Source organism: Vibrio sp. 2092 (assembly GCF_033339635.1).
Taxonomy (GTDB): Bacteria; Pseudomonadota; Gammaproteobacteria; order Enterobacterales; family Vibrionaceae; genus Vibrio; species Vibrio alginolyticus.
In genome coordinates this window covers 75,521-99,594 of record NZ_JAWOUY010000020.1, presented here as the reverse complement: position 1 = coordinate 99,594, position 24,074 = coordinate 75,521, and the positions used below count along the sequence as shown (strand labels likewise).

At 43.1% G+C, this 24,074-nt stretch carries 22 protein-coding genes; 8 read left to right on the top strand and 14 right to left on the bottom strand.

The features are described 5' to 3' along the window. Positions 1 to 34: 34 nt before the first annotated feature. On the top strand, positions 35 to 307 hold the full coding sequence (gene yccX, locus R7P80_RS24645; protein WP_017634611.1) for an acylphosphatase: 273 nt from the start codon (positions 35 to 37) through the stop codon (positions 305 to 307). 2 nt (positions 308 to 309) lie between these two features. Here yccX and R7P80_RS24640 read toward each other — a convergent pair whose 3' ends face one another. Next, on the bottom strand, positions 310 to 639 hold the full coding sequence (locus R7P80_RS24640) for a TusE/DsrC/DsvC family sulfur relay protein (RefSeq protein ID WP_005377396.1): 330 nt from the start codon (positions 637 to 639) through the stop codon (positions 310 to 312). A 408-nt stretch (positions 640 to 1,047) separates the two neighbouring features. Between R7P80_RS24640 and R7P80_RS24635 the strand changes: the two genes are divergently transcribed. Continuing rightward, complete coding sequence (locus R7P80_RS24635) at positions 1,048 to 1,422, top strand: chromosome partitioning protein ParB (RefSeq protein ID WP_005377398.1); 375 nt, start codon at positions 1,048 to 1,050, stop codon at positions 1,420 to 1,422. A gap of 76 nt (positions 1,423 to 1,498) precedes the next feature. Here the strand turns inward: R7P80_RS24635 and R7P80_RS24630 are convergent, their stop codons facing one another. The 6 genes from R7P80_RS24630 to R7P80_RS24605 form a co-directional block, all read right to left on the bottom strand. Further along, positions 1,499 to 2,161 (bottom strand): Bax inhibitor-1/YccA family protein, encoded by a 663-nt coding sequence (locus R7P80_RS24630; RefSeq protein ID WP_025766607.1) that lies wholly within the window; start codon positions 2,159 to 2,161, stop codon positions 1,499 to 1,501. A 249-nt stretch (positions 2,162 to 2,410) separates the two neighbouring features. After that, positions 2,411 to 3,160 (bottom strand): amino acid ABC transporter ATP-binding protein, encoded by a 750-nt coding sequence (locus R7P80_RS24625; protein WP_005377400.1) that lies wholly within the window; start codon positions 3,158 to 3,160, stop codon positions 2,411 to 2,413. Between the two features lie 23 nt (positions 3,161 to 3,183). Then, positions 3,184 to 4,281 carry an amino acid ABC transporter permease gene (locus R7P80_RS24620; protein WP_005389988.1) on the bottom strand — a complete coding sequence of 366 codons (1,098 nt, stop codon included), beginning with the start codon at positions 4,279 to 4,281 and terminating at the stop codon, positions 3,184 to 3,186. 1 nt (position 4,282) lies between these two features. Then, positions 4,283 to 5,488, bottom strand: a complete 1,206-nt coding sequence (locus tag R7P80_RS24615) for an amino acid ABC transporter permease (RefSeq protein WP_005377402.1) — start codon at positions 5,486 to 5,488, stop codon at positions 4,283 to 4,285. 19 nt (positions 5,489 to 5,507) lie between these two features. Further along, complete coding sequence (locus R7P80_RS24610) at positions 5,508 to 5,633, bottom strand: hypothetical protein (protein ID WP_258490489.1); 126 nt, start codon at positions 5,631 to 5,633, stop codon at positions 5,508 to 5,510. 73 nt (positions 5,634 to 5,706) lie between these two features. Further along, positions 5,707 to 6,735, bottom strand: coding sequence for an amino acid ABC transporter substrate-binding protein (locus R7P80_RS24605; protein ID WP_005377403.1), 1,029 nt, complete (start codon positions 6,733 to 6,735; stop codon positions 5,707 to 5,709). Positions 6,736 to 7,195: 460 nt separating this feature from the next. On the opposite strand from R7P80_RS24605, the gene R7P80_RS24600 reads away from it, so the two are divergent. Continuing rightward, entirely contained in the window at positions 7,196 to 8,116 is a 921-nt protein-coding gene (locus R7P80_RS24600) for a bifunctional precorrin-2 dehydrogenase/sirohydrochlorin ferrochelatase (RefSeq protein ID WP_005390199.1), read from the top strand. Positions 8,117 to 8,218: 102 nt separating this feature from the next. Here the strand turns inward: R7P80_RS24600 and R7P80_RS24595 are convergent, their stop codons facing one another. Next, positions 8,219 to 8,701, bottom strand: a complete 483-nt coding sequence (locus R7P80_RS24595; RefSeq protein WP_005377415.1) for a YajQ family cyclic di-GMP-binding protein — start codon at positions 8,699 to 8,701, stop codon at positions 8,219 to 8,221. 21 nt (positions 8,702 to 8,722) lie between these two features. Next, entirely contained in the window at positions 8,723 to 9,781 is a 1,059-nt protein-coding gene (locus R7P80_RS24590) for a 3-deoxy-7-phosphoheptulonate synthase (protein WP_047102331.1), read from the bottom strand. Positions 9,782 to 10,153: 372 nt separating this feature from the next. Here R7P80_RS24590 and R7P80_RS24585 point away from each other — a divergent pair, with 372 nt between their 5' ends. Beyond that, positions 10,154 to 10,651 carry a DUF4442 domain-containing protein gene (locus R7P80_RS24585; RefSeq protein WP_005377418.1) on the top strand — a complete coding sequence of 166 codons (498 nt, stop codon included), beginning with the start codon at positions 10,154 to 10,156 and terminating at the stop codon, positions 10,649 to 10,651. A 33-nt stretch (positions 10,652 to 10,684) separates the two neighbouring features. On the opposite strand, the gene R7P80_RS24580 is transcribed toward R7P80_RS24585, so the two are convergent. Next, the gene (locus tag R7P80_RS24580) at positions 10,685 to 12,037 is read right to left on the bottom strand and encodes a hypothetical protein (RefSeq protein WP_005377421.1); all 1,353 of its coding nucleotides are present in this window, start codon (positions 12,035 to 12,037) and stop codon (positions 10,685 to 10,687) included. Positions 12,038 to 12,229: 192 nt separating this feature from the next. On the opposite strand from R7P80_RS24580, the gene R7P80_RS24575 reads away from it, so the two are divergent. Beyond that, positions 12,230 to 13,063, top strand: coding sequence for a S1 RNA-binding domain-containing protein (locus R7P80_RS24575; RefSeq protein ID WP_225492016.1), 834 nt, complete (start codon positions 12,230 to 12,232; stop codon positions 13,061 to 13,063). A gap of 283 nt (positions 13,064 to 13,346) precedes the next feature. On the opposite strand, the gene rsmF is transcribed toward R7P80_RS24575, so the two are convergent. The 4 genes from rsmF to R7P80_RS24555 all read right to left on the bottom strand — a co-directional run bounded on the left by rsmF (position 13,347) and on the right by R7P80_RS24555 (position 20,646). Further along, on the bottom strand, positions 13,347 to 14,783 hold the full coding sequence (rsmF, locus tag R7P80_RS24570) for a 16S rRNA (cytosine(1407)-C(5))-methyltransferase RsmF (protein WP_149192330.1): 1,437 nt from the start codon (positions 14,781 to 14,783) through the stop codon (positions 13,347 to 13,349). A gap of 150 nt (positions 14,784 to 14,933) precedes the next feature. Next, complete coding sequence (locus tag R7P80_RS24565; RefSeq protein WP_130544963.1) at positions 14,934 to 17,582, bottom strand: MlaD family protein; 2,649 nt, start codon at positions 17,580 to 17,582, stop codon at positions 14,934 to 14,936. Further along, complete coding sequence (locus R7P80_RS24560) at positions 17,575 to 18,825, bottom strand: paraquat-inducible protein A (RefSeq protein ID WP_005377429.1); 1,251 nt, start codon at positions 18,823 to 18,825, stop codon at positions 17,575 to 17,577. The genes R7P80_RS24565 and R7P80_RS24560 overlap by 8 nt, the downstream gene beginning before the upstream one ends. Before the next feature lie 24 nt (positions 18,826 to 18,849). Continuing rightward, positions 18,850 to 20,646: an ABC transporter ATP-binding protein gene (locus R7P80_RS24555; protein WP_021033889.1), complete on the bottom strand. Its 1,797-nt coding sequence runs from the start codon at positions 20,644 to 20,646 to the stop codon at positions 18,850 to 18,852. A gap of 92 nt (positions 20,647 to 20,738) precedes the next feature. Between R7P80_RS24555 and R7P80_RS24550 the strand changes: the two genes are divergently transcribed. From R7P80_RS24550 to prc, 3 genes are all read left to right on the top strand, one after another. Then, positions 20,739 to 21,212 (top strand): GAF domain-containing protein, encoded by a 474-nt coding sequence (locus tag R7P80_RS24550; protein ID WP_005377433.1) that lies wholly within the window; start codon positions 20,739 to 20,741, stop codon positions 21,210 to 21,212. A 97-nt stretch (positions 21,213 to 21,309) separates the two neighbouring features. Then, entirely contained in the window at positions 21,310 to 21,936 is a 627-nt protein-coding gene (proQ, locus tag R7P80_RS24545; protein WP_005377435.1) for an RNA chaperone ProQ, read from the top strand. A gap of 17 nt (positions 21,937 to 21,953) precedes the next feature. Continuing rightward, positions 21,954 to 23,960 carry a carboxy terminal-processing peptidase gene (gene prc, locus R7P80_RS24540; RefSeq protein ID WP_033905323.1) on the top strand — a complete coding sequence of 669 codons (2,007 nt, stop codon included), beginning with the start codon at positions 21,954 to 21,956 and terminating at the stop codon, positions 23,958 to 23,960. Positions 23,961 to 24,074: the final 114 nt, after the last annotated feature.

The window sequence follows — 24,074 nt, the reverse complement described above, 5'->3', positions numbered from 1 at the left end:
AATATATCACTCAGTAAAAAGAAGCGGTACAAAGATGAACGTAAAGTGTGAGAGATTTATAGTAAAAGGTCATGTTCAAGGCGTGGGCTTTCGTTACCATACTTCCCATCAAGGATTGAAGCTAGGGTTAACAGGTTATGCGAAGAACCTAAACAATGGTGATGTTGAAGTGATGGCGTGTGGAACAGACGCGCAAATAGTTGCGTTTTCGGAATGGTTACAAGAAGGACCGCGAACGGCAACAGTAGAGCATGTGATGCAGGAACCTGCGTCGTATAAGCCGTTACGCGGTTTTAAAATTTTATGAATCTACAAGCATTTAGCTGGCTTTGGTAGGCCGGCTAATTTGGTTGCTTGTTTGGCTGGCCCCTTTTTAAACAGCTTGAATAGATACTTACTGTTACCTTTTTCTGGGCCGTGCGCTTTTTCCATCGCTTTCACAAGCATACGCACTGCAGGGGAGGTATTAAACTCTTCATAAAAGTCTCGCACAAAATGCACAACTTCCAAATGAGCATCCGTAAGCTCGATGTCTTCTTCTTTTGCTAAAAGCTCAATCATACCTTCTTCCCATTGAGTATGATCCAATAAGTAGCCTTGAGCATCCGTTTCAATTTCTTTGCCGTTGTAAACGAACATAACGTTTTATCCGTTAAGTAAACATGGATGTTTATAGATTAGCGACAGCCGAGAATGTTCTCAACAAAAGAATCTCGAAGTCGTATCGAGCGAATCAAAAGCGTACAAAATGGTGAGTGTTTTTGACTGAGCTAGGCACTTTGATATAAATGATCTTTTATTCAAATAAATAGGAAACTATTCAGTTTGTTAGAAATTTTACGGGGTGAATACCAACGAAATTGCATGGATACCCAGGCTTATTCGTTTTTGTTTTGGTTTTTTCTTGGCTACTTGTCTGATTATGGGATTTTATGGGTGAATGAATAGCTGACAACGTTGTGTTTGTTTTCATAGACCGATATTCTCTTTGATTGATGAAAAGCCTGTATTCAGGTTAGAAACAACAATGATGACAAGGAGTTAGTCATGTCGAAACAACGTTACATTGAGATTAATGACAATGTAAAATCCACTTGGTCCATCGAGCGTATTTGGCAACTTGCAGAATCCTTACCTGTAGAAGAAATTTCGATTGATGATATCAAAGGCCCAAATGAAGTGACTTGGTTTAGTCATGAAGGGCCACAGCCAACCTGCCGTGAAATTGCAAAACATTGCCAACGAATCAACAATGCTGATTTGTCGTATCCGGTAATCTTAACCAGTGACTATCGTGTTTTTGACGGTATGCACCGAATCGCCAAGCAAATCATGTTAGGAGAGGAAACGATCAAAGTGAGACGCTTTAGAGAAAATCCAGAAGCTGACGAAGTTATCGAGTTGTCAGTAGAGCAGGCGTAATACACTGAATTGCACACAAAGAAAAAGCCCGAAGGAATTACCTTCGGGCTTTTTGATTCTACTTAACGAGAAACGATTAATCGTCGTTCATAATACCTAGAATGCTTAGTAGGCTGATGAAGATGTTGTAGATTGATACATACAAAGTTACTGTCGCAGAGATATAGTTTGTTTCACCGCCACGAATAATGCTTTGTGTTGTCATCAGGATCGCCATAGTAGAGAAAATGATAAACAAGCTGCTCAACGCCAAGTGTAAAAGGGTTGATTGAATAAAGAAGCTTGCAATCATGCCCACAACCAGCACAACAAATAGTGATAGCATTAAGCCACCCATCATCGATAGGTCACGTTTCGTTGTTAGTGCGTATGCCGATGCTGCCATGAAAGATAGTGCCGTACCACCGAGTGCGGTTAATACGATATCGCCCATGCCTGCACCGATGTACATGTTTAGAATAGGGCCAACGGTGTAACCTAAGAAGCCAGTAAATAGGAACGTAAACACAAGGCCAAGACTGTTGTTACGGTTTTTTTCTGTTAAGAATAATAGGCCGTAGAAACCAACCAGCATTAGGATGATACCTGGATGTGGAAGGTTAAATGCCATTGCAACGCCAGCAACGACTGCCGACCATAAAAGTGTCATTGAAAGTAGAGCGTAAGTATTACGCAATACTTTGTTCGTTTGTAGAGCACTTTCTTGAGTTGAAGTGCGGGTAAACATTGGACTGTTCATAATCTTCCTCGATAAGAGACTTTCTTTTAAGTACATTTATGGGATTGAAAGTTCAAAAAATCAAGCCCTAACCATACGTAACTTAGATAAAATAATAATAGAAATAAGATGTTATGTATTTGGCAACTTGTAACACAATATTACTGCCTAGCATAGCTATGTTGATTCTTACACAGATTTTTGAATTTAGTAACAAAAAGCACTGGCTTCATAGAAACCAGTGCTTTTTTATGTCGATTCGGCTAAATCTTAGTGGTGTAAGATTTGCGCTAGGAAGTTTTGGGTCCTATCCGATTGAGGATTCTCAAAGAAGTCGACCGGGTTGTTTTCTTCGATGATCTCTCCTGCGTCCATGAATATCACGCGATCGGCAACCTCTTTAGCAAAGCCCATTTCATGTGTCACACATAGCATAGTCATGCCTTCCTCGGCGAGTTCGACCATTACATCCAGTACTTCGCGAACCATTTCCGGGTCGAGTGCAGATGTTGGCTCATCAAAAAGCATGACTTTAGGGTTCATACACAAAGAGCGAGCAATCGCCACACGTTGTTGCTGGCCACCAGACAGCTGACCGGGATACTTCTCCGCTTGGTCTGGAATTTTTACACGTTCCAGATATTTCATCGCAACCGCTTCTGCCTCATCTTTTGGCATCTTCTTCACCCAGATAGGCGCGAGCGTACAGTTTTCCAGTACGGTTAAATGAGGGAAGAGATTAAAGTGTTGAAAGCACATGCCCACTTCTCGGCGTACTGCTTCAATGTTCTTTAAGTCTTCAGTTAATTCCGTACCAGAGACGTAAATGCTGCCTGCTTGGTGCTCTTCAAGGCGGTTAATACAGCGAATCATCGTTGATTTTCCCGACCCAGATGGGCCACAGATAACGATTTTCTCGCCGCGCTTAACGTCGAGGTTAATATTTTTTAGTACGTGAAACTCACCATACCATTTATTCATGTCCTTCAATTGGATCATGTAATCTTGTTGTTGCGTCATAATACGTCCTTGATCTTGATGAGTTATCGTTTGTGACCGGTATGAAGTTTGTTTTCAAGCCATATCGAATAGCGTGACATGCCAAAACAAAATACCCAAAACACTAACGCGACAAATACATAACTTTCTGTAGCAAAGCCTAACCATTCAGGGTCGGTGTTTGCTGCTTGCCCTATACCGAGTACGTCAAACATACCAATGATGAGTACCAAACTGGTGTCTTTAAACAAACCGATGAAGGTGTTCACGATAGAAGGAATAGTAATCTTTAGCGCCTGTGGCAAGATAATAAGCCCAGTCTTTTTCCAGTAACTTAACCCAAGCGCATCAGCGGCTTCATATTGACCTTTCGGAATGGCTTGTAGACCACCGCGTACCACTTCTGCCATGTAAGCGGAGGCAAACATAACCACACCTATAAGGGCGCGAATCAGTTTATCTGTCTCTGAACCTTCAGACATAAACAATGGAAGCATAACCGAAGCCATGAACAAAACCGTAATCAGCGGAACGCCACGCCAAACTTCAATGTAGACGGTACAAATGCTGCGAATGATCGGCATCTCTGAACGTCTACCAAGCGCAAGCACCACACCAATTGGCAATGAAACTACGATACCAACTAGCGCAATAATGAGTGTAACGAGTAGTCCACCCCACTTGTGTGTATCGACCACTTCTAGTCCAAAGACACCACCGTATAACAGCCCAGCGATGATGAATGGGTAGATGTTTACGAAGAAAAGCCAAATCCACATCCGTTTCGGTGTCTTCTCATACGCGAGTAAAACAGTAAATATGGCCAATGTGATATAGAAAAGGCGAGGGCGCCATAGTTCGGACTCTGGATAAAAACCATACATGAACTGCTCCCAGCGCACGCTGATAAATACCCAGCAAGCACCATCTCGGCTACAGTCGTCACGCGTTGAGCCAATCCAGTCTGCGTTAATAAACGCCCAATCCACGATATACCATATTGCAGTTACGACAATATACGCAAGAATGACAGTAACAATGGAATTGATAGGGCCATTAAATAGATTTTTCCGCATCCAACCAACGAAGCCTACAGTATTGGCGGGTGGTGGGAGATCCGGTTGAAATTGATGAGTACTCATATTATCTCTCCACCAGCGCGACTTTACGGTTATACAAGTTCATTAATGCAGACGTAATCAGACTTAATGTCAAGTACACGCCCATCGTCATCGCAATGATCTCAATCGCTTGTCCCGTTTGGTTCAGGGTAGTACCAGCAAACACAGAGACAAGATCTGGGTAACCAATCGCCATCGCTAACGATGAGTTTTTGGTGAGGTTGAGATATTGACTGGTTAAAGGTGGAATAATAATTCGTAACGCTTGAGGAATGACAACAAGCTTTAAAGTTTTCGAGCGTGGTAAGCCTAACGACATCGCTGCTTCGGTTTGACCATGGCTAACCGCATTAATACCAGAGCGCACAATCTCAGCAATGAAAGAAGCTGTATAAACACTCAATGCCAAAAGTAGCGCAGCCAATTCAGGAATAATGCTAATACCACCTCGGAAGTTAAACCCTTTTAGTTCAGGATAATTCAGTGAAATTGGCATACCAGCAAGGAAGTACACAACCAATGGAAGGCCAACAACTAAACCCAAAACTATTCTTCCCATTGGGGTTTGTTGCCCGGTGAGACGTTGCTTATTATTCGCCCATACATTAATTAATAAGCTTGCGATTACCCCGAAGATTAACGCGGCAATAACGTAGCTACTGCCAGGTTCCATAGTCGGTGCAGGGAAATATAAGCCACGAACGTTCAGGAAAATAGCTTCACCAAGACTTAAGCTTTGGCGTGGTGAGGGTAATGCTTGAAGAACAGCGAAATACCAGAAGAATATTTGCAGAAGAAGGGGGATATTTCGGAAAGTTTCGATATAAACTGCCGCTAAACGACTAACTAACCAGTTAGAAGAAAGGCGGGCAACCCCCATGGTAAAGCCAATCACAGTAGCCAGAATAATACCTAATACGGAGACTAACGCCGTATTAAGAAGGCCGATGATAAATGTTCTACCGTAAGAGTACGTTTCATCGTATTCAATTAATGTTAACCCAATACCAAACCCGGCTTCTTGATTCAGAAAACCGAAGCCCGTTGCAATACCACGAGCATCTAAGTTATTGAGAGCGTTGTTTACAATCGTGTAAAAGAAAAATACCAGTGCAGCAATGGCAATGATCTGGAAAATAGCAGAACGAAAGGCAGGATTATAAATCAGGCTCTTGCTTCCGCTTGGTTTGGACATCGTACTTGGCGATGCATCTTGTGTCGGTTTCATACAGCGATAACCTCAAACCTTAGTTATAGATATCGACCTGTATAACGAAGTTTCGTCCTTGCTGGCTAAAGAATAACGCTCTCATGTCTGGTGACATACGAACCTTTAAAGCCGTTCCACCAAGCGAGCGCTTTTCGCCATCCAATGAGCGATCCTTACTCATACAGTGAGATATAATCAAGAAAAAGGGCGGCATGAACCGCCCTGATTAACTCTTTCTATCGGATTGGTGGCGCGTACATAAAGCCGCCTGCATTCCATAGCGCATTAACGCCACGAGAGATTTCTAACGGCGAACCAGTACCGACTGTACGTTCGAAGCTTTCACCATAGTTACCAACTTGTTTGATAACCTGGTAGCCCCAATCGTCGCGGATACCCAACCCTTTGCCTTTAGGGCCATCAACACCGAGGATACGCTTGATGTTTGGATCTGTTGATTTCAGCATTTCATCCGCATTCTTCGAACTAATACCGTATTCTTCAGCGTTAATCATCGCAGACAATGTCCACTTAGCGATGTTAAACCATTGATCATCGCCTTGACGAACGACTGGACCTAGTGGCTCTTTAGAGATGATTTCTGGAAGAACGGCCGCAGAGGACGGATCTTTCAAATTCAAACGTAGTGCATAAAGGCCAGATTGGTCAGTTGTTAGTACGTCACAGCGTCCCGCATCAAAACCTTTCGAAGTTTGCGCCGCTGTGTCGAATACCACTGGTTTGTACGCCATGCCTTGGTTGCGGAAATAATCTGCAAGGTTTAGCTCGGTTGTTGTACCTGATTGGACACATACCGACGCACCATCAAGCTCTTTAGCACTTGATATACCAAGTTCCTTCTTCACCATAAAGCCTTGACCGTCGTAGTAGTTCACACCTACGAAGTTTAGGCCCAGTGCAGTGTCACGGTGGAGAGTCCAGGTCGTGTTACGGGAAAGCACATCAATCTCACCAGATTGAAGCGCAGTGAAACGTTCTTTTGCGGTTAGGGGTACATATTTAACTTTCGTTTTATCCCCAAGAACGGCTGCAGCCAGTGCTTGGCAATATTCTACGTCGATACCTTCCCATTCGCCTTTTGAGTTAGGGTTAGAGAAACCAGGTAGACCGGTACTTACGCCACAAGTAAGAAAGCCTTGTTTTGTGACTTTGTCCAGAGTAGTGTCTGCTGCTTGAGCTGATGTTGCCATCATCGCAGTAGAAGCCGCTACGACGGAAGCAAGAACTGTGAGTTTATTTGCCATTTGTATCCTTCCTGTATGATCCATGTTTAATCAGGAGTGACCTGAAATAACGTGTCCAATTCGTTAGAGTTATCGTCCTACGTGATTGATTTTCGAAGAAACGGCATTCGATAGATCAACCAGTTATAAGCGTAGGAAAGGATCTGTTAATTCTCAAATATATAATTTAAATGAAGTTTTGAGAGAACTTACAAAGTGCCTTGAGATTTAGAATGACGAAATGTTAATTGTTTGTAAATAGTGCAATTCATGGACAATTTGGTGCATCAGAACAATCAATAGAAGAGTGAACAATACAAAAGAATAAAAAGTTGTTATTAAAACTGTCATTAGCTGAGCAAGGTGAAGTTCAGTAAAAATTCAAACAAAAATTATTTGTGATACCGAAACAGGGTGATGAGCTTGCCCCATTTTTGGTAGCATGGTCTACAACAGCTAATTAGAGTAATCATGGATTGAAATGCGATATTTTCCTCTGTTCTTAGATTTAATTAATAAACCCGTTCTCGTCGTGGGTGGCGGTGAGGTGGCAAGCCGAAAGGTGGAAGCGTTGCTAAAGGCTGGGGCGGATGTAACTATCGTTTCTCCGACGTTGGTTGATTTTCTGTCTAAGCTTGCTTCTGAGCATCAACTACGCTGGGTACAACGTTTCTATTCGAGTGACATTGTCACTAAAAGCTTTGTTCAAGTGTGGGCGACGACAGACAATCCTGAGCTAAATCACCAAGTGTACAAAGATGCCAAAGAGCTAGGCATCTTGGTTAACGTTGTGGATGATAAGCCTTATTGTGATTTCATCACGCCGTCTATGATTAATCGTGGCCGCATCCAAATCGCTATCTCTAGTGGTGGAGCTTCGCCAGTTTTAATTCGAAACATCCGTGAAAAACTTGAATCGATACTGCCACAAAACATGGGGTTGATGGCGGATTTTGCTAACTCAAAGCGAAACTCAATTAAAGAGGCGCTGCCTAGTGTCGATTTACGCCGCAAGTTTTGGGAGCAATTCTTCTCGAATCCCGAGGTGGAAAACGCGCGAGATAATCGTGAGTTAGAAGCAATTTACCAAGCGACCATGGCAACACCTTTAGATGAAAAGGGAAGTTGTACTTGGGTTCATGTTGGGAAAGATGTTGAGATGTTGCCAATAAAAGCCGTACGCTATATGCAACAAGCGGAGCTGGCTCTGTACTCAACTCGATGTGAAGCGAATGTGTTAGAACTAATACGCAGAGATGCAGAAAGAGAAGCTTTCTCGAGCGCTGCTGAGCTTTCGGATATGCTGGCCAAGGCTAAAGCTGAAAAGCTTCGAATTTGCGTGTTCATACCACAAGGAACGAGCGAATTCGTATTGCTGCAAGGGCAGGACTTGGTTATCTAGCAATGCCAAATGCTAAAAGTGGATACGTAGTTCGTTACACAAAAGCCAATAAAAAACGCCAGCGGATTATGCGCTGGCGTTTTTACTTACTTCTCAGATTGATTAATCACGGAAGTTGTTAAACTGGAATGGGATACCCATCTCTGCTTCACGAATCGCTGCCATTGTCGCTTGCAGGTCGTCGCGTTTCTTACCAGTAACACGTACTTTGTCGCCTTGAATAGAAGCTTGTACTTTTAACTTTGCGTCTTTGATAAGTTTCACTACTTTTTTCGCCGTTGGAGTATCAATACCTTGGCGGAAAAGCAGAGTTTGGTGCCAGTTTTTACCAGTAACGTCTGGGTCTTGTGCATCCATTGCGTTCGCGTCAATGTTACGCTTCGCTAAGTGGCCGCGTAAAATGTCGCGCATTTGCTTAAGTTGGAAGTCACCTTCCGCAGACATTTTTACGTTTTCTTCTACTAGCTCAAAGCTCGCATTTACGTTGCGGAAATCGAAACGAGTAGACAATTCACGGTTAGCGTTATCAACGGCGTTACGTAGTTCAACCGTATCGATTTCAGAAACAATATCAAACGATGGCATGAAGATTCCTTGATTATTTTGTTATAGGGACTTTCGGGACTTAACAGCGCTTGCCAGCATATCTAGCATTGTAGCAGTGTCTTCCCAACCTAGGCATGGATCTGTAATAGACTGACCATACGTTAGGTTATTGATGTCAGTCATTGGCTGATTGCCTTCAAGAATAAAGCTTTCAGCCATGATACCCGCAATACGAGTGCTGCCTGACTTAATTTGGTTACAAATGTCCTGAGCTACGTCGATTTGTTTTCTGTGTTGCTTCTGACAGTTTGAATGGCTGAAATCCACAACCAAACGTTGTGGCAATCCAAACTCAGCTAAAGCATCACATGCTTGTTTGACTGATGCTTCATCAAAGTTAGGGCCTTTTTCTCCACCGCGCAGAATAATATGACCGTAAGGGTTGCCACTTGTGCGGTAAACCGTCATTCGACCGTTCTTATCTGGCGAGTAGAAGTAATGCGATGCTTTCGATGCGCGAATTGCATCAATTGCAATTTTTACGTTGCCATTTGTGCCATTTTTGAAACCAACTGGGCAAGATAGTGCCGACGCCATTTCACGGTGAATTTGTGATTCCGTTGTGCGAGCACCAATCGCGCCCCAAGTGATCAAATCCGCGATGTATTGGCCAGTGATCATATCAAGAAACTCAGTAGCAGTCGCAAGACCAAGCTTGTTGATATCCAGTAGTAGTTTACGAGCTTTATGAAGACCAGCTTCAAGTGCGTAAGAACCATCTAGGTTAGGGTCCGTAATCAAACCTTTCCAACCAACTACTGTACGAGGCTTTTCAAAGTAAGTACGCATCACGATAAACAGTTCGTCTTTGTACTTGTCTTGGATTTCACTCAGGCGAGTGGCGTAATCAATGGCAGCTTCAGTGTCGTGAACAGAACACGGACCTACAATCGCAAGAAGGCGATCGTCTTCACCCGATAAAATGTTTTCAATCTGACGACGAGATTGAGCGATACGGTCTGCAACGTCATCCGTAATAGGATGTACACTACCTAGCTCTGCTGGGGTAGGCATTGGACCCAAAGGCTGGGTTCTCAATTCATCTGTTTTTATAGGCATGTTATAGCTTTATTCTCTATTGCGAAGGGGTAAAGATAACGGAATTACAGGCAGGAATAAACCGTTTCACGGGAATCTTCGCCAGGAAATACCGAATTGTATACAAAGGTGTAGGTATTCATTTAAATGACTTATGTATAAATGACAAAACTTGATCATTAAATCAATATATATACATTTGAATTTATAACCATTTTATCTATCTCGCTGTAAGGTAATCTAAGTAACTGCGATAAACTTCATACCTCACGGGTGACGCCGTCACTTCATGAGGGTTAAATAACTCGTGAGATCGAGCTTTTGTTAACATTTCTTTGACATCTATTTCTTTCGTTGATTAACTGGTCTGACTAGATTGGTAAGGAGACCAAAATGTTATCAGCTCTACGTCGTGCGAATTTGTATCTAAATCTGTTTGGCTTTTCGAAAGTGCCGCTGATTTGGCTTTGCCACCCTAAAATCATTGCGATAGATAGCAAGCATGTTGAGGTTCGTATCCCATTGCGCAGAAGAACGAAGAACCACCTGAATAGCATGTATTTCGGCGCTTTAGCCGTTGGCGCTGATGTTGCTGGTGGTTTTCTTGCTATGAGTAAAGCGCAAGAAAAGGGAGAAGCGATCTCGCTAGCATTTAAAGGTGTGAAAGCCGAGTTTTTAAAGCGCCCGGAAGCCGATGTGCACTTTGTTTGTAACGATGGTCATGTCATTGATGAGATGCTCGAGCACACCTTGGCAACGGGTGAACGAGTAAATCGTGACGTAAAAATTGTCGCGCTGTGTCCTAACTTACATGGTGACGAGCCAATGGCTGAATTTTCGCTTACTCTTTCGATAAAAAAAGCAGCCCAACAAAGAAAAGAGGCTGCCTAGTGGTTTGTGGCTCGTTTGTTTAAAGGCGTTGGCTTAATTGAGTTCAATCTTCTCGATAGAGACGATTTTGGAGCGATTTAAGACCACTTTCCAGCGGTAATAAACAGGCTCATCGGTGTGGTTGTCCTCTTTGACAATCACATTGAGCAAATGACGTTTCTCTACTGACTCTTTGGTTACTTGACCTTCATTTAAACGGTAAACTCGGTTTGAGCTTTTATCCATCAAGCGGATGATAGGGCGCAAACTGATGTTCAATGTTTCTCTCGTTTGTTCGTAACCACTCAAGAAAAGAGAGGTCGCCATTTCGGTTTTCTCGTGATAATGAAGAATCTGCTCTTCACGTTGAACGACGCGTTTTTTACGTATTCTTTGAATCTTATCCGGCAAGCTACTTAAGGTACGATAATCGAGCCACTCCAATTTTTTGCCAACCACTTTTTTCGTCGTTGGATCAACGTACTTCTTACGCCATTTTGGTTTGCCTTTACGGATCCATCGCCACATGGCATCGCGTAAATCATCTTTAAAGATTTCTCGTAAAGCGTAAATAAAAGACATCGCGATAATGAATGAGGCAGAAATTTCCCCCAGATAATCGCGAGCGAGAATCACGGTCGAGGTCACGACAACCATCACTAAACCGGTTGCAATACCTTTGATAGCGCGCTTAATGTTGTTACCCATCGATATGGTTTCTTCACGAAGCACGATAGGGTGTTCAATCAATCGCCTTAGCAAGCGCATTTTGTTAGATAGGCGAGTAACGTCTTCAACGACTCTTGATGAGTTGTATTTGTTGAGTTTACGATGGGCTTGCTCTTTCTCACATAGCGTGATCAGACGCTTTTTGATCGTGCCATAGTCGCCTTCACGTGGTAGATGGGCCACCAGTGACAGGAACTTTTGCTCGGTATACCAAGACAGATAGTTATCGATGTTAACGTAGTAGCGTTTTAAGTTCTCTTCATAAGGAATAGAACGCCGCAAGCGCTTTAAGATCTCAAGCGTGAGCTCGATAACTTCGTCCACTTCATCTTCCGTTACGGAGTTGTTCTCATGCTTGTTTAAACTTGCTACCGCTTTGTCTAGCGCGATAACGTATTGGTAAGCGAACAAACTCAAACTTACTCGGTATTGCTGATTCGACAGGCGTCCACGTTTGGCAAGTCGACTGTGTACTAGCGGAAGAAGGATTTCAGTACTGTAATAAGATCGTTGCTGTGTGATTGAGGTGTAATAAAATTCGGATTCACTGATGATATCGGCGTTTAAACCAAGCTCACCAGGTATAAAAAAGTAAATATCTAGGTCGACACTTTTGCTCTTTGCGAGTGCATGACTGATTTTTAATGTTATTGAGTCTTGTTTATCGACGGTGACCAAAGAAAGCTCCTGACTTTGCTAAAGCATTCTTAACTTATGCGTTCCGTTGAGCAGGTAAGTATAAGAGTGCTAAAAGAGTGACTGGGGCATATAGCTGAACGACAACAGCATAACAGAGCACTATGCTTTTCTCTCTGATTTTCTTGTTAGTTTAGGTATAATTCCACGTAAATTTAAAAAGAGACAAAATCAATGATTAAAATTGGTCAAATTAACAGCTTAGAAGTCATTAAAAAGGCTGATTTTGGCGTATTTCTGGATGGCGATGATTACGGTTCTGTTCTACTACCTAGTAAGTATGTACCAGAGGGTACTGAAATTGGTGAGTATGTAGACGTATTTCTGTACTTCGATTCAGAAAGCCAACTTGCTGCGACCATTGAAAGACCAATTGCCCAAGTGGGTGAGTGGGGTTTAATGAAGATTGAGGGTGTGAATGCGACAGGTGCTTTTGTAAATTGGGGCATCAAAGAAAAGGACTTACTGATTCCTTTTAGTGAGCAACGCACTCGCTTCTCTGCCGGACAAACCATTTTAGTGTATGTTTATACCGACAAAGCGTCAGGTCGCATTGTTGGTACGACTAAGTTCAATAAATGGTTAGATAAAACTCCAGCGAATTATGAAGTTAACGAGCAAGTTGATTTGATCATCGCAGAGCGTAGTCAACTTGGTTATAAAGCTATCGTTAACGGTAAGCATTGGGGCATGATTTTCCCATCGGATGTTTTTGGTAAGCTTTACATCGGTAAAAAGCTGAAAGGCTTTATTAAGCACATTCGTGAAGATGGCAAAATCGACCTTGCTCTACAAAAAGTCGGTGTGGCGAAAATGGACGATCTTTCTAGTAAGATCCTTGACCTGCTAGAGAAGAAAGGCGGATTTTTGCCTTTGAATGACAAGTCGTTTCCTGAAGCGATTTTTGATGCTTTCCGCACAAGTAAAGGGACTTATAAAAAGACCATCGGTGGCTTATACAAGCAGGGTAAAATTGTCATTGAGAAAGACGGTATTCGTCTAGCGTAGTCCAAACTCACGTATAGCGGATCTGCAGCCAAAAAAACGGCCCAAACTTTTCCTTTTTTTGGGCCTAGGGGAAACGGCTCCGCAGAGCCTGCGCTAAACTTGTCCAACAATAATTTTGTTGGTGAACATAGAGAGAAATGCCACATCAAAGCATTACTTTGATACAACTAGTTTAGTACAGCGTGTCCGGATCGCTAGCGAGCCCACTTGCTTTCATACTTACGAATTAAAAAGCCATCGCAAATACGATGGCTTTTCATTTATTTATGGTTCGTTACGTCTTTTAAAATAAGTTCTTATCTCGTACTAATTCGCGAGGGAGACCATTCTTTATTCGGTTGCTTACCCACTTGCCAAGGCCAATAACTGCGCCTTGATAGGTGACAAGCACTTCGCCTTTACCTGTTTTCATTCCCTCAGGAATGGTTTGTGGGCGAACATCACGCCCCATGTACCATTCGCGCGCTTCTTCAATACTGAGTTCAATGGCGTTGCTTTCAGAACCTGTCGCCAGGGCAGTCGCGACTTGGTGTTGCCAACGGTAGCCATTTTTATGGGCTTCCGCGATCTTTATACCCATACGGGAGAAGCGTAATTCGCCGATCATCGCTTCTAAAGCATTAGGGAACAGCCAGACATCTTTATCGCGAAGCCATACAGAACTGTCATTTGGAAGTTTAATACCTAACGCGCTTTGGAGTTGTTGAGCAATTTCTGTCGATTCTTTTTTTGAAGTTTTAGCAAAGGGGAATTTCCCCATGCGCTTTTTGACTTCTGGCGCCTCAACAGCAGCCAGTTTGCGAATTCTTGCAACAAAGAACCCTTCACAGTCGTAGACCTGCGGGAAAATATGCAAAAAGCCTTCTTCAGTTAGAGCTGCCTCTGCGTTTTCAAACAAGTTCTCAAGGCTTTCAAACTCTACAGCATCCCCAAAGGTTTCTTTCAAGTGATGACAAACTTGTTGGTTTTCTTCTGTACTGAGCGTACATGTTGAGTAAACCATCACACCACCGGGCTTTAATGCATGGAAGGCGCTTTCAATAAGATCTTTCTGCGTGTCAGCGATGTCGAGTACGGAAGCTTGCGTCCAGTTTTTCATCGCATCTTCGTCTTTGCGAACGGTGCCTTCTCCAGAGCAAGGCGCGTCGAGCAAAACCGCATCAAATTGTTCTGGTAGCCAACCGCCAAAAACGCGTCCATCGAAGTTACTTAGTGCGGCGTTACGTACCCCACAACGTTCCACATTAGCGTGCAGTACTTTTACACGACTTGCGGCGTATTCATTGGCCACAAGTACACCTTCGTTGTTCATTAAAGCTGCAATTTGAGTGGTTTTTGAGCCTGGAGCGGCTGCGGTATCTAACACGGCATCGTAAGATTCATCATTCATAAACAGAGCAGATACCGGCATCATGGAACTGGCTTCTTGAATGTAGAATAAGCCAGACATGTGTTCTGCTGTGTTGCCTAATGGTACAACTGACTCATCCGCTTCAATCCAAAACCCCGAGTCACACCAAGGCACAGGAGAAAGCTTCCAGCCTTTTGTTTCTGCTCGTTCTAAAAACGCTTCAACGCTGATCTTCAACGTATTAACTCGAATACTTTTGCGCAGTGGCTTTTGGCAAGACGCGATAAAGTCTTCCATGTTGAGGTGAGCAGGAAGGATCGTTTGGATTTTTTCCAGAAACGCGTCTGGGATGTAAACATTAGGATGCAATGTGGGATCTCGTTTGCAGAATTTGTGGCAAATAATATACGAAAGCGAAGCAGAAACGAATAGTGACAAGGGCCGAGCATTAAAAAAGAGCAGCGATTGCTGCTCTTTTAAAGTGATCAAACTTCAATTGTACGTGAATTGAGCTTTATTCTACGGCTTAGGAATCGCTGTACGCCATTGAGTCCAACCTTCTTCAGCTTGTGGATACAAAAAGAAAGATTGCCCACTCTTTGCCGCTGGTGGAATAGTCGATTGCTCTGGCGTTGAAAACGCAATTCCTCCGCGAACTAAACTATCAAAGGTTCCCGCTTTGATGTTAGCGCCAGTAAGCCCGATGGAAACATCTACTCCTGAAACATTCCAGAACACACTGTTTTGACGAACGAGGTAAGCATATTCAGGCTGTATTTTGATAGTCGTGACGATGCGATCAGCAAATTCTCCTAGGCTTACGTCGGTCACTTGGCCAACTTCCATCTGGCGGTAAAGAATAGGGGTACCGACTTGTACTGAGCCTCTTTGTTCACTTTGTAACGTAAACATGATTCCATGCACGCGTTCTGAACTATTTTCTAATTGAAAATCAAATTTAGCTTTACCTTTACCTGGTTCAACACTGATGGATTTCGAAACCAACGCCCCGAGGTTTTTAACGCCACCTAAACCAATTTCTGGTTCAGTTAGCCAAAAATGTGAGCCTTCAACCGCAATGTTTTCTACGTATTCAGGTAGGATCCTTGCAGTGACTTCAACCATGTTACGACGAAAATTCGGTACAACCAGAGTGATTTCACCAACTTTAACACCTTGATATTCAATCGGCATTCCTTTAGCAATCTCTTGCGAACCGTCGGTTTCTAAAGCAATGACGCGCCCAAACTTGCGAGCGGTTTTTTGATCAGAATACAGCTTCCAGTTTTCTCCGATTTTGTTTTCAACGCCTGGCACGGAGTCAAAAGCGATGCCACCTTCTATTAACGATTTCAAAGGGTGTGCTTTCACACTGACGCCAGCTAATGATGCATCTATCTCAATCCCTGAACGATTCCAAAAAACGGTTTGTGGCGTTACAAGATAAGCGAAGCGGTTTTCGATAGTAGCCTTAATTAGTACTCCGCCATCAACTAGTTGGAAATCGGAGACGTTACCAACTGGAAGATTACGATAGAGTAGAGGGCTGCCTTTGGAAATCGGCGGCAATTCAGAAGCAAATAGTGTTAGCGCCCTAGAGCCACTTTGATTGTACTGCGCCAATTCAGCCAATGATTCATTTTGGAACAGTTGATACTCTTTTTGAATATCCTGCTTGCCTTCGCTCACAAAACTAATTGACCCGGTTAACAACTGCTTTGCTGGAGGAACGGTAACGCTGAGCCCCGATTCAGTTAACTCTGCTGACGCACTGCCGGTTACATAAAAACGATTGTTTGATTTGATCAGATGCTTGTATTCATGGTCAATCAATACATCCATAAATACTTCGTGTTGTGATTTTTTATCTTCCTTGACTAGGCCCACTTTGATGATTGAACCAACAACGATGCCTTTATAAAGTACATTGGCACCGCTATCTAGGCCAAACGAATTGTCGGATACCAACCGAATCGCGATGGACTTTTCTTGCTGTTGGTTAAACACGTTTTTACGAATGGCAGTAAAGCGGCGAGAGCGTTCACCCGCGCCCGGCACGATCGTTAAGAAGTTTCCTCGTACTAAATTAGCAATGTTTTCAACACCAGAAAGGGACACTTTTGCTTCTTCTAAGACAAATCGAGTACCTGTCGTCAGCATGTCACTAAAAGCGGGTTGAATTGCCGCTGACGCCAATATCACTTCTCGGCCTTCGGAAAGGCTCAAGTCCGTAACTTGGCCAATTTCGATTCCGCGATACATAATTGGAGCGCCTTCTCCGCTGATCTTGCTGTCATCAGGTAGGACGATTTTAACCGCGATGCCTCGACCAGCAGTTTTCAAATCTTTATACAAACGGAACTCGGTGTTCTCTTCTACAGGCTCACCATCATCCGGAGAGTCGACGGCGATGGCGCCACCTAGTAAGGCACTCATGCTTTCTAGTCTTACATCGACACCTTCAAAACCGATGCTGGCACCAATTCCACTGACGTTCCAGAATCGACTGCGGTTGTTAATGATATGTCGGTATTGATCCTGAATGTTGGCTTGAATAGTGATAGATTTTGCATCTTCATCTAGCTGGTAACTGTACACTTCACCGATTGGGATTTTCCTATAAACAATTTGAGAGCCAACCGATACACCACCTAAATCACGGCTTTTGAGCTTAATATTCAAACCTTGAGAAACGCGTAAATCTGTTGGGGCAGAGTCTAACGCATGGAATGTTGTCTCAAACTCTTGACCATCTCCGGGTTGAATCGAGATGTAGTTACCTGAGACGAGCGCATCCAGTCCGGAAACTCCCGTTAGGCTAGCTGTTGGTTTTACTAACCAAAAGCGTGTTTTATCGTTCAGTAACTTTGCAGCTTCAGGATAGATATCAGCATCGACATAAATACTGCCGAGATCTTCGGTGAGGTTAATGTCTCTTACCATGCCGACTTCTAATCCTTGGTAACGGATAGTGGTTCGGCCGGCGACCAGACCAGCGGCATCAGAAAAATAGATTTGCACTCGTTGTCCTGCATCGTGTATCGACTTCACCACAAGCCAGCCAGCTAAGACCATGGTCAAAATTGGCAACAGCCAAAGAGGAGATATGCCTTTACTCCGCTTTACATCTGGTACGTATGACGTTTGAGAACTGTTCTGATCACTCATTCATTGACTCTTTTTCTGATTGTTTTGGGCTTGTTTGGTCCCAGATTAGCCTTGGATCAATACTTTCTGCTGCAAGCATGGTCAATACAACGACAACACCAAATGCTACCGCGCCATATCCTGGTGTGAAATCCAGTATCTGACCACGATCGACTAACGTCATCATGATAGAAATAACAAACAAATCCATCACAGACCATTTACCGATCCATTTAACAACAAAGTAAACCATCATTCGTTGTCTCTTAAACACCGAACGTTTGAATTGGATGCAAAGCATGATGTAGGCGAGCCCAAGTATTTTAATAACCGGGACAACGATACTGGCAACAAAAATGATCGCAGCGATTCCATACATGCCGCTTTTTACCAAACCAGCCACGCCTGAAAAAATAGTGTCCTCCAAACGCTTACCATTGGTAAGCAAGATGGAAATAGGGATCAGGTTAGCAGGGAAGATGGCGACCGTTGCTGCGATGAGGTAAGCCCATGTTTTCTGAATGGAGTTTGGCTTGCGATGATATAACTCGTGATGACAACGCTGGCAATGGTCACCTTCAGGTTGGGACAAGTGGCATTCATGGCAATGCACATCTTTATGCTCAAAAGCATATAAACTTTCTGGTTTCCAAGCTTCCCAATAACGACGCACGCTGATTCTTGAAACTAACAAAACGGTAAATATCTGCAAAAGAACCAGACCAATTAACCCTGGACCGACGAAAATGTCGGAATAATCTTGGAGTTTAAAACAGGAAATGGCGATGCTAACTAAGAACACATCTAACATAACCCAATGCTTCAAATGTTGAATTAGCCACAGTGAGATACGAAGCCCACGGAACCATCGTTGATGTAAAGAAATATGCGCCGTTACCACTGAAACACAAACCGTCAGTGGCGCAAGAGAGCTACAAAATAGAATGAGCAATGAAAGAAGAACAAATCCTTCTTCCATCAATGTGATCATCCCTGAAGGTAGGGTTGCCGGAATCATCACACCAAAGAGTCGGATGCTAATAAAGTTAAAAAAGTGCGATGGAATAAATAGTAGGATACAGGTTATCGCGACGGCTAGATTACCAGAGAGGCTAGGGCTACCTCCGCGATATAATTGTGTACCACAACGAGGGCAGTGTGCATTTTTGCCATGGGGTAAGTCGACGATGTCGACAGGCAATTCACAACCTTGGCACAAACGTACGTTATTGGGTTGCATGGCGTGCTTAGACAGAGAGGTCATAACGACCTCTCTAGCTTGAACGATTTAAGCGTGGGACTGTATGCCCCCATATAAGGTTTGATATAAGCCTTCTTGCTCAACTAACTCACCATGAGTGCCTGTTTGCGTCACTTTCCCATCTTCAAGCACGTAGATCAAATCGGCTTGTTTAACAGCGGATAGTCGATGCGCAACGATTAATGTTGTTCTACCACGTAAGAACTCGGTCAGTGCTTTGTGTAAAGCCGCTTCAGTAGCGGTATCTAACGCAGACGTGGCTTCGTCTAAAATAACAAATTGAGGATTACTCAGCACCATTCTAGCAATGGCAAGCCGTTGTCGTTGACCTCCTGACAAACGAATGCCATTACGACCAACTTGAGTATCCAAGCCGTGGTTCAGTTGAGAAATAACATCTTGCAGCTGAGCCACTTCAAGCGCACGCCAAAGTGACATTTCGTCAAAATCCCCACCAAGCGTTAGATTATGCCTCAAGGTGTCGTTAAATAGTATAGGTTGCTGTAATACCACGGCAATTTTGTCGCGAATTACTTCAAAACCAATATCTTCTGTTAATTCATCATTAAAGCGAATGCTACCGGAGTTTTGACGGTAAACCCCAATAAGTAATTGTATCAAGGTTGACTTACCACCGCCGCTTGCGCCAACTAACGCCACTTTCTTTCCTGCCGGCATATGTAAAGAAAGATTATCTAGGACTTTGTTTTCATTATTGTAAGAGAAATTAATGTTTTCTACTTTAACGTCAACTTCTCTACCTTCTTTGAAAGGATTTACCTTAGGAACCGGTCTCTGCTCTTCTTCTAACTCTAATAAGTCGTTGATGCGTTTTAATGCGGCTTTAGCGCTGTACCAAGAAAACTGAATCCCAAGCAACTCTTGAACAGGAGAAAGCATGAACCATAGGTAACCAAAAACGGCAAATATTTGGCCAATAGTAAGGTCACTGAACATGACCATTAACATTGCGACAGCTCTGAATAATTCAAAGCCGATCAAAAAGAGAAGAAAAGAAACGCGACCAGCCGCTTCAGATTGCCAAGCATACTTGTCTGCATCAACGCGAACTTGGTTCGCACTGTCTTTGAGTTGTTGGAGGAATTCTCGCTCTTTATTGGCTGCGCGTAGTTGGTAGATTCCATCTAATGTTTCAACCAAACGGTTTTGGAAAATTTCAAAAGAATGATTTTCCTTCCGTTTCAGATGTTTAACCATACTGCCTAGTTTACGTGAGAAGTAAATGACAATAGGGTTAACTAACAGGATAAACAGACCAAGTCGCCAATCGAGCCAAAGTAGAACGATAGCAGTACCAATAACAGTCAGAAAACTGATAACGAATTTTGCTAACGTAGAACCAATAAATTTATCAATGGTCTCAATGTCAGTGATAAGGTGTGCGTTGATTCCTCCGCTACCTTTGGTTTCGTATTGTCGGATGCTGATACGGCCGAGTTTGTCGATCATTTTACTGCGCATCTCAAACGTGATGGTTTTTGAAACAAGCGTAAATTGTCGGCTTTGAAGGATATTTAATCCTTGGCTCGCAGCTCGCATAAGAACAACCAAGAACAGGGTGAAGAAAATATAGCCTGTCGGAGTGTGCCACGCTTCAGGGAGAATGGCATTCATGGCGTCTAAGCCTTTTGCAGGTTGGTCCAATAAGACCTCATCAACCATCAAAGGCATGAGGAGGGGAATTGGAACACTAATCAAGGTTGCAAGCACCGCTATCAAGTTCGCTATGATCAGCTTGGACTTGTGCTTTTTTACTTGTGTTATCAACCAAGAACGGCTAATAGTGTCATTTTTCAGAAGCATTGTAATTGAGAATAAGTCCTATTATAAAGTAGGGCTGCATTTTAGCGCCATACATTGAGAATGGAAGCTTTTATAGTAAGTAGGAAGTTAATATGAACTTAGAACAATACCAAAGACTAACCAAACAAGCTGTTGCTCTAATTGAGTCTGAACCAGACTTTATTGCGAACCTAGCAAACTTGAGCTCATTGCTTTTCATGGAACTTGACGATCTTAACTGGGCAGGCTTTTACCTAACAAAAGGTGAAGAGCTTGTTCTTGGTCCGTTCCAAGGAAAACCAGCTTGTGTTCGTATCCCAATGGGTCGAGGCGTCTGCGGTACTGCTGCACAAACTAATACTATACAAAGAGTATACGACGTTCACGAATTTGAGGGGCATATTGCGTGCGATGCAGCGAGCAATTCAGAAATTGTGATTCCATTTTCTATTAATGGAAAGGTGGTTGGTGTACTTGATATTGATAGTCCAAGTATTGGCCGATTTAATGAAACAGACGAAGAAGGTCTCACTCATTTCATGGTTGAAGTAGAAAAGCTGCTTAATTCACACGCGAACGACGCATAAATTAGCCTTCGAGTGTGGTTTTTCCTTGGCATGTCACTATAATACGAGAATATTTTTTCTTAATGCTCGCGGAAATCCGCTCAAATCAGGACCCCTCATGACTGAAAAGTTAAAAAACAGCAAAGAAGTTATTGCATATATTGCTGAATGTTTCCCTAAGTGCTTTACTTTAGAAGGTGAAGCAAAACCTCTGAAAATTGGTATTTTTCAAGATCTTGCGGAACGTCTAAATGAAGACGAAAAAGTAAGCAAAACACAGCTTCGTGCAGCGTTAAGACAGTACACTTCATCATGGCGTTACCTACACGGTGTAAAACCAGGTGCAGTACGTGTAGACCTAGATGGCAACCCTTGTGGTGAGCTAGAAGAAGAGCACGTTGAACACGCGAAAGCGACACTTGCAGAAAGCAAGGCGAAAGTTCAGGCTCGTCGTAAAGAACAAGCACAAAAAGCTCGTGAAGAGGGTAAGGCGAAAGCGAAACCTGCGGCTAAAAAGCCTCAACAGCCTCGTCGTACTAATAAACCAAAAGTACAAAAACCAACTAAGCCTGTAGAAACGCGCGCTCTAAATGCTGATGAAATCACAGTAGGTAACGCAGTTAACGTGAACATGGGCAAAGGAAACATGGCAGCGACCATTGTTGAAATCAATAAGGATGATGTACGTGTTCAACTTGCTAACGGCCTACAAATGGTTGTGAAAGCGGAGCACTTGCGCGCATAAAGGAGATACTCCTACGCATGAATTGCCGTTCAAAAGTGACCCTGATTGCTGCTAGCTTATGGCTAGCAGCATCAGCTCAGGCTCTTGAAGCCAAACTACATAAAGATGACCTGCCGGTTCTTTCTCCTGAAGTTCAGCATGAAACAGCTAGCAAACGAGTCACCTCGCGATTTACCCGCTCTCATTATAAGCACTTCAGCCTCAATGATGATTTCTCTAAAGCGATCTTTGAACGCTATGTAGAGTTGCTTGATTACAATAGAAATATTTTCACTCAAGCAGACATCGACTCATTTAAAAACTGGTCAGTCGAGCTTGATGATCAGCTTAAATCGGGCAACAACCAAATTGCTTTTGATGTTTACAACCTCTCAATGCAGAAGCGTTTCGATCGTTTTGCTTATGCGTTAACTCTACTCGATGAAGAGATCAAGTTTGATACCGATGACGAGATAGAGTTAGACCGCTCTGAGGCCGCATGGCCAAAAGACGAAGCAGAGCTCAACGAGTTGTGGCGCAAGCGTGTGAAATATGACGCGTTAAATCTGAAACTGACTGGCAAAGAGTGGCCAGAGATTAAAGAAGTTTTAGAGAAGCGTTATAACAACGCGATGAAGCGCATCACACAGACCAACAATGAAGACGCATTTCAGTTGTATATGAATGCCTTCGCGCGACAGGTTGACCCTCATACAAGCTACCTTTCTCCACGTAATGCCGAGCAATTCCAATCGGAAATGAACCTTTCTCTAGAAGGCATCGGTGCCGTTTTGCAAATGACAGACGATTACACAGTAATTCGTTCACTTGTTGTTGGCGGTCCGGCTTCGAAGAGTAAGCAACTTGGTGAAGGGGACCGAATCACTGGTGTTGGACAAGACGGTGAAGAAATTGTCGACGTGATCGGTTGGCGTCTGGATGATGTTGTTCAGTTAATCAAAGGCCCGAAAGGCACAAAGGTTAATCTACAGATCTTGCCAGAAGGTAACGATGCGAAGAGTTACATTGTCACAATTGTTCGTGACAAAGTTCGCTTAGAAGATCGTGCGGTTAAGTCAGAAATCATCGAAAAAGACGGTAAGAAGATTGGTATTTTAGAAGTACCAAGTTTCTACGTCGGCTTATCGAAAGACACCGATAAATTACTAGCTGAGTTGAAAACCAAAAACGTTGACGGCGTAATCGTTGATCTACGTAACAATGGTGGTGGTGCGCTAACAGAAGCGACGGCATTGACAGGTTTATTCATTAAAGAAGGTCCTGTAGTTCAAGTTCGTGACAGCTATGGCCGCATCAAGGTGAATGCCGATACCGATGGAAAAGTGAGTTATGATGGCCCATTGACGGTATTGATTAACCGCTACAGTGCTTCAGCATCTGAAATTTTTGCAGCGGCAATGCAAGATTATAATCGTGCAATCATCTTAGGTGAAAACTCTTTCGGTAAAGGTACAGTTCAGCAACATCGTTCACTGAATCATATTTACGATCTTTTCGATAAAGAGCTAGGTTATGTTCAGTACACGATTCAGAAGTTTTATCGTATTGACGGTGGAAGTACGCAAAATCGTGGTGTTGCACCAGATATTTCGTACCCAACGCCAATCGAGGCTTCTGAAACAGGTGAAAGTGTTGAAGACAATGCTTTACCTTGGGATCAGATTGATAAAGCACAATATCAAACGTTTCCAAGTAACGACGCCTTAGTTGAAAAACTTACTGCTCTTCATAACAAGCGTATTTCTGATGAGATGGAGTTCCGCTTTATCAATGAAGACATCGAGAAATATCGTAAAGAAAAAGACGATAATACTTTGTCTTTGAACGAAAAAGTTCGTAAAGCTGAATCGGATAAAGCGGAAGCACTTCGATTACAACGCATAAATGAACGTCAAGCTGCTTTGGGTAAAAAAGCATTCAAAACATTGGATGATATACCAAAAGACTACGAGGCTCCTGATGTTTATTTAGATGAGTCTGTCGCGATTATGGTCGATCTACTTAAGCAGGAAAATCAGTCATAATAACTGGCAATTTAGAATAAAAAGAGTGAGTCTTTCAGATTCACTCTTTTTTTATGCCTTTTTGTCTTCCGCTGTCTCGATATCGAGCAAGATATTCGCTTATTTTCCCCCAAT

Excerpts from the sequence above, each read along its gene's own strand:
- yccX (WP_017634611.1), top strand. The coding sequence starts at position 35 with ATGAACGTAAAGTGTGAGAGATTTATAGTAAAAGGTCATGTTCAAGGC.
- R7P80_RS24640 (WP_005377396.1), bottom strand. The coding sequence starts at position 639 with ATGTTCGTTTACAACGGCAAAGAAATTGAAACGGATGCTCAAGGCTAC.
- R7P80_RS24635 (WP_005377398.1), top strand. The coding sequence starts at position 1,048 with ATGTCGAAACAACGTTACATTGAGATTAATGACAATGTAAAATCCACT.
- R7P80_RS24630 (WP_025766607.1), bottom strand. The coding sequence starts at position 2,161 with ATGAACAGTCCAATGTTTACCCGCACTTCAACTCAAGAAAGTGCTCTA.
- R7P80_RS24625 (WP_005377400.1), bottom strand. The coding sequence starts at position 3,160 with ATGACGCAACAACAAGATTACATGATCCAATTGAAGGACATGAATAAA.
- R7P80_RS24620 (WP_005389988.1), bottom strand. The coding sequence starts at position 4,281 with ATGAGTACTCATCAATTTCAACCGGATCTCCCACCACCCGCCAATACT.
- R7P80_RS24615 (WP_005377402.1), bottom strand. The coding sequence starts at position 5,488 with ATGAAACCGACACAAGATGCATCGCCAAGTACGATGTCCAAACCAAGC.
- R7P80_RS24605 (WP_005377403.1), bottom strand. The coding sequence starts at position 6,735 with ATGGCAAATAAACTCACAGTTCTTGCTTCCGTCGTAGCGGCTTCTACT.
- R7P80_RS24600 (WP_005390199.1), top strand. The coding sequence starts at position 7,196 with ATGCGATATTTTCCTCTGTTCTTAGATTTAATTAATAAACCCGTTCTC.
- R7P80_RS24595 (WP_005377415.1), bottom strand. The coding sequence starts at position 8,701 with ATGCCATCGTTTGATATTGTTTCTGAAATCGATACGGTTGAACTACGT.
- R7P80_RS24590 (WP_047102331.1), bottom strand. The coding sequence starts at position 9,781 with ATGCCTATAAAAACAGATGAATTGAGAACCCAGCCTTTGGGTCCAATG.
- R7P80_RS24585 (WP_005377418.1), top strand. The coding sequence starts at position 10,154 with ATGTTATCAGCTCTACGTCGTGCGAATTTGTATCTAAATCTGTTTGGC.
- R7P80_RS24575 (WP_225492016.1), top strand. The coding sequence starts at position 12,230 with ATGATTAAAATTGGTCAAATTAACAGCTTAGAAGTCATTAAAAAGGCT.
- R7P80_RS24565 (WP_130544963.1), bottom strand. The coding sequence starts at position 17,582 with ATGAGTGATCAGAACAGTTCTCAAACGTCATACGTACCAGATGTAAAG.
- R7P80_RS24560 (WP_005377429.1), bottom strand. The coding sequence starts at position 18,825 with ATGACCTCTCTGTCTAAGCACGCCATGCAACCCAATAACGTACGTTTG.
- R7P80_RS24555 (WP_021033889.1), bottom strand. The coding sequence starts at position 20,646 with ATGCTTCTGAAAAATGACACTATTAGCCGTTCTTGGTTGATAACACAA.
- R7P80_RS24550 (WP_005377433.1), top strand. The coding sequence starts at position 20,739 with ATGAACTTAGAACAATACCAAAGACTAACCAAACAAGCTGTTGCTCTA.
- proQ (WP_005377435.1), top strand. The coding sequence starts at position 21,310 with ATGACTGAAAAGTTAAAAAACAGCAAAGAAGTTATTGCATATATTGCT.
- prc (WP_033905323.1), top strand. The coding sequence starts at position 21,954 with ATGAATTGCCGTTCAAAAGTGACCCTGATTGCTGCTAGCTTATGGCTA.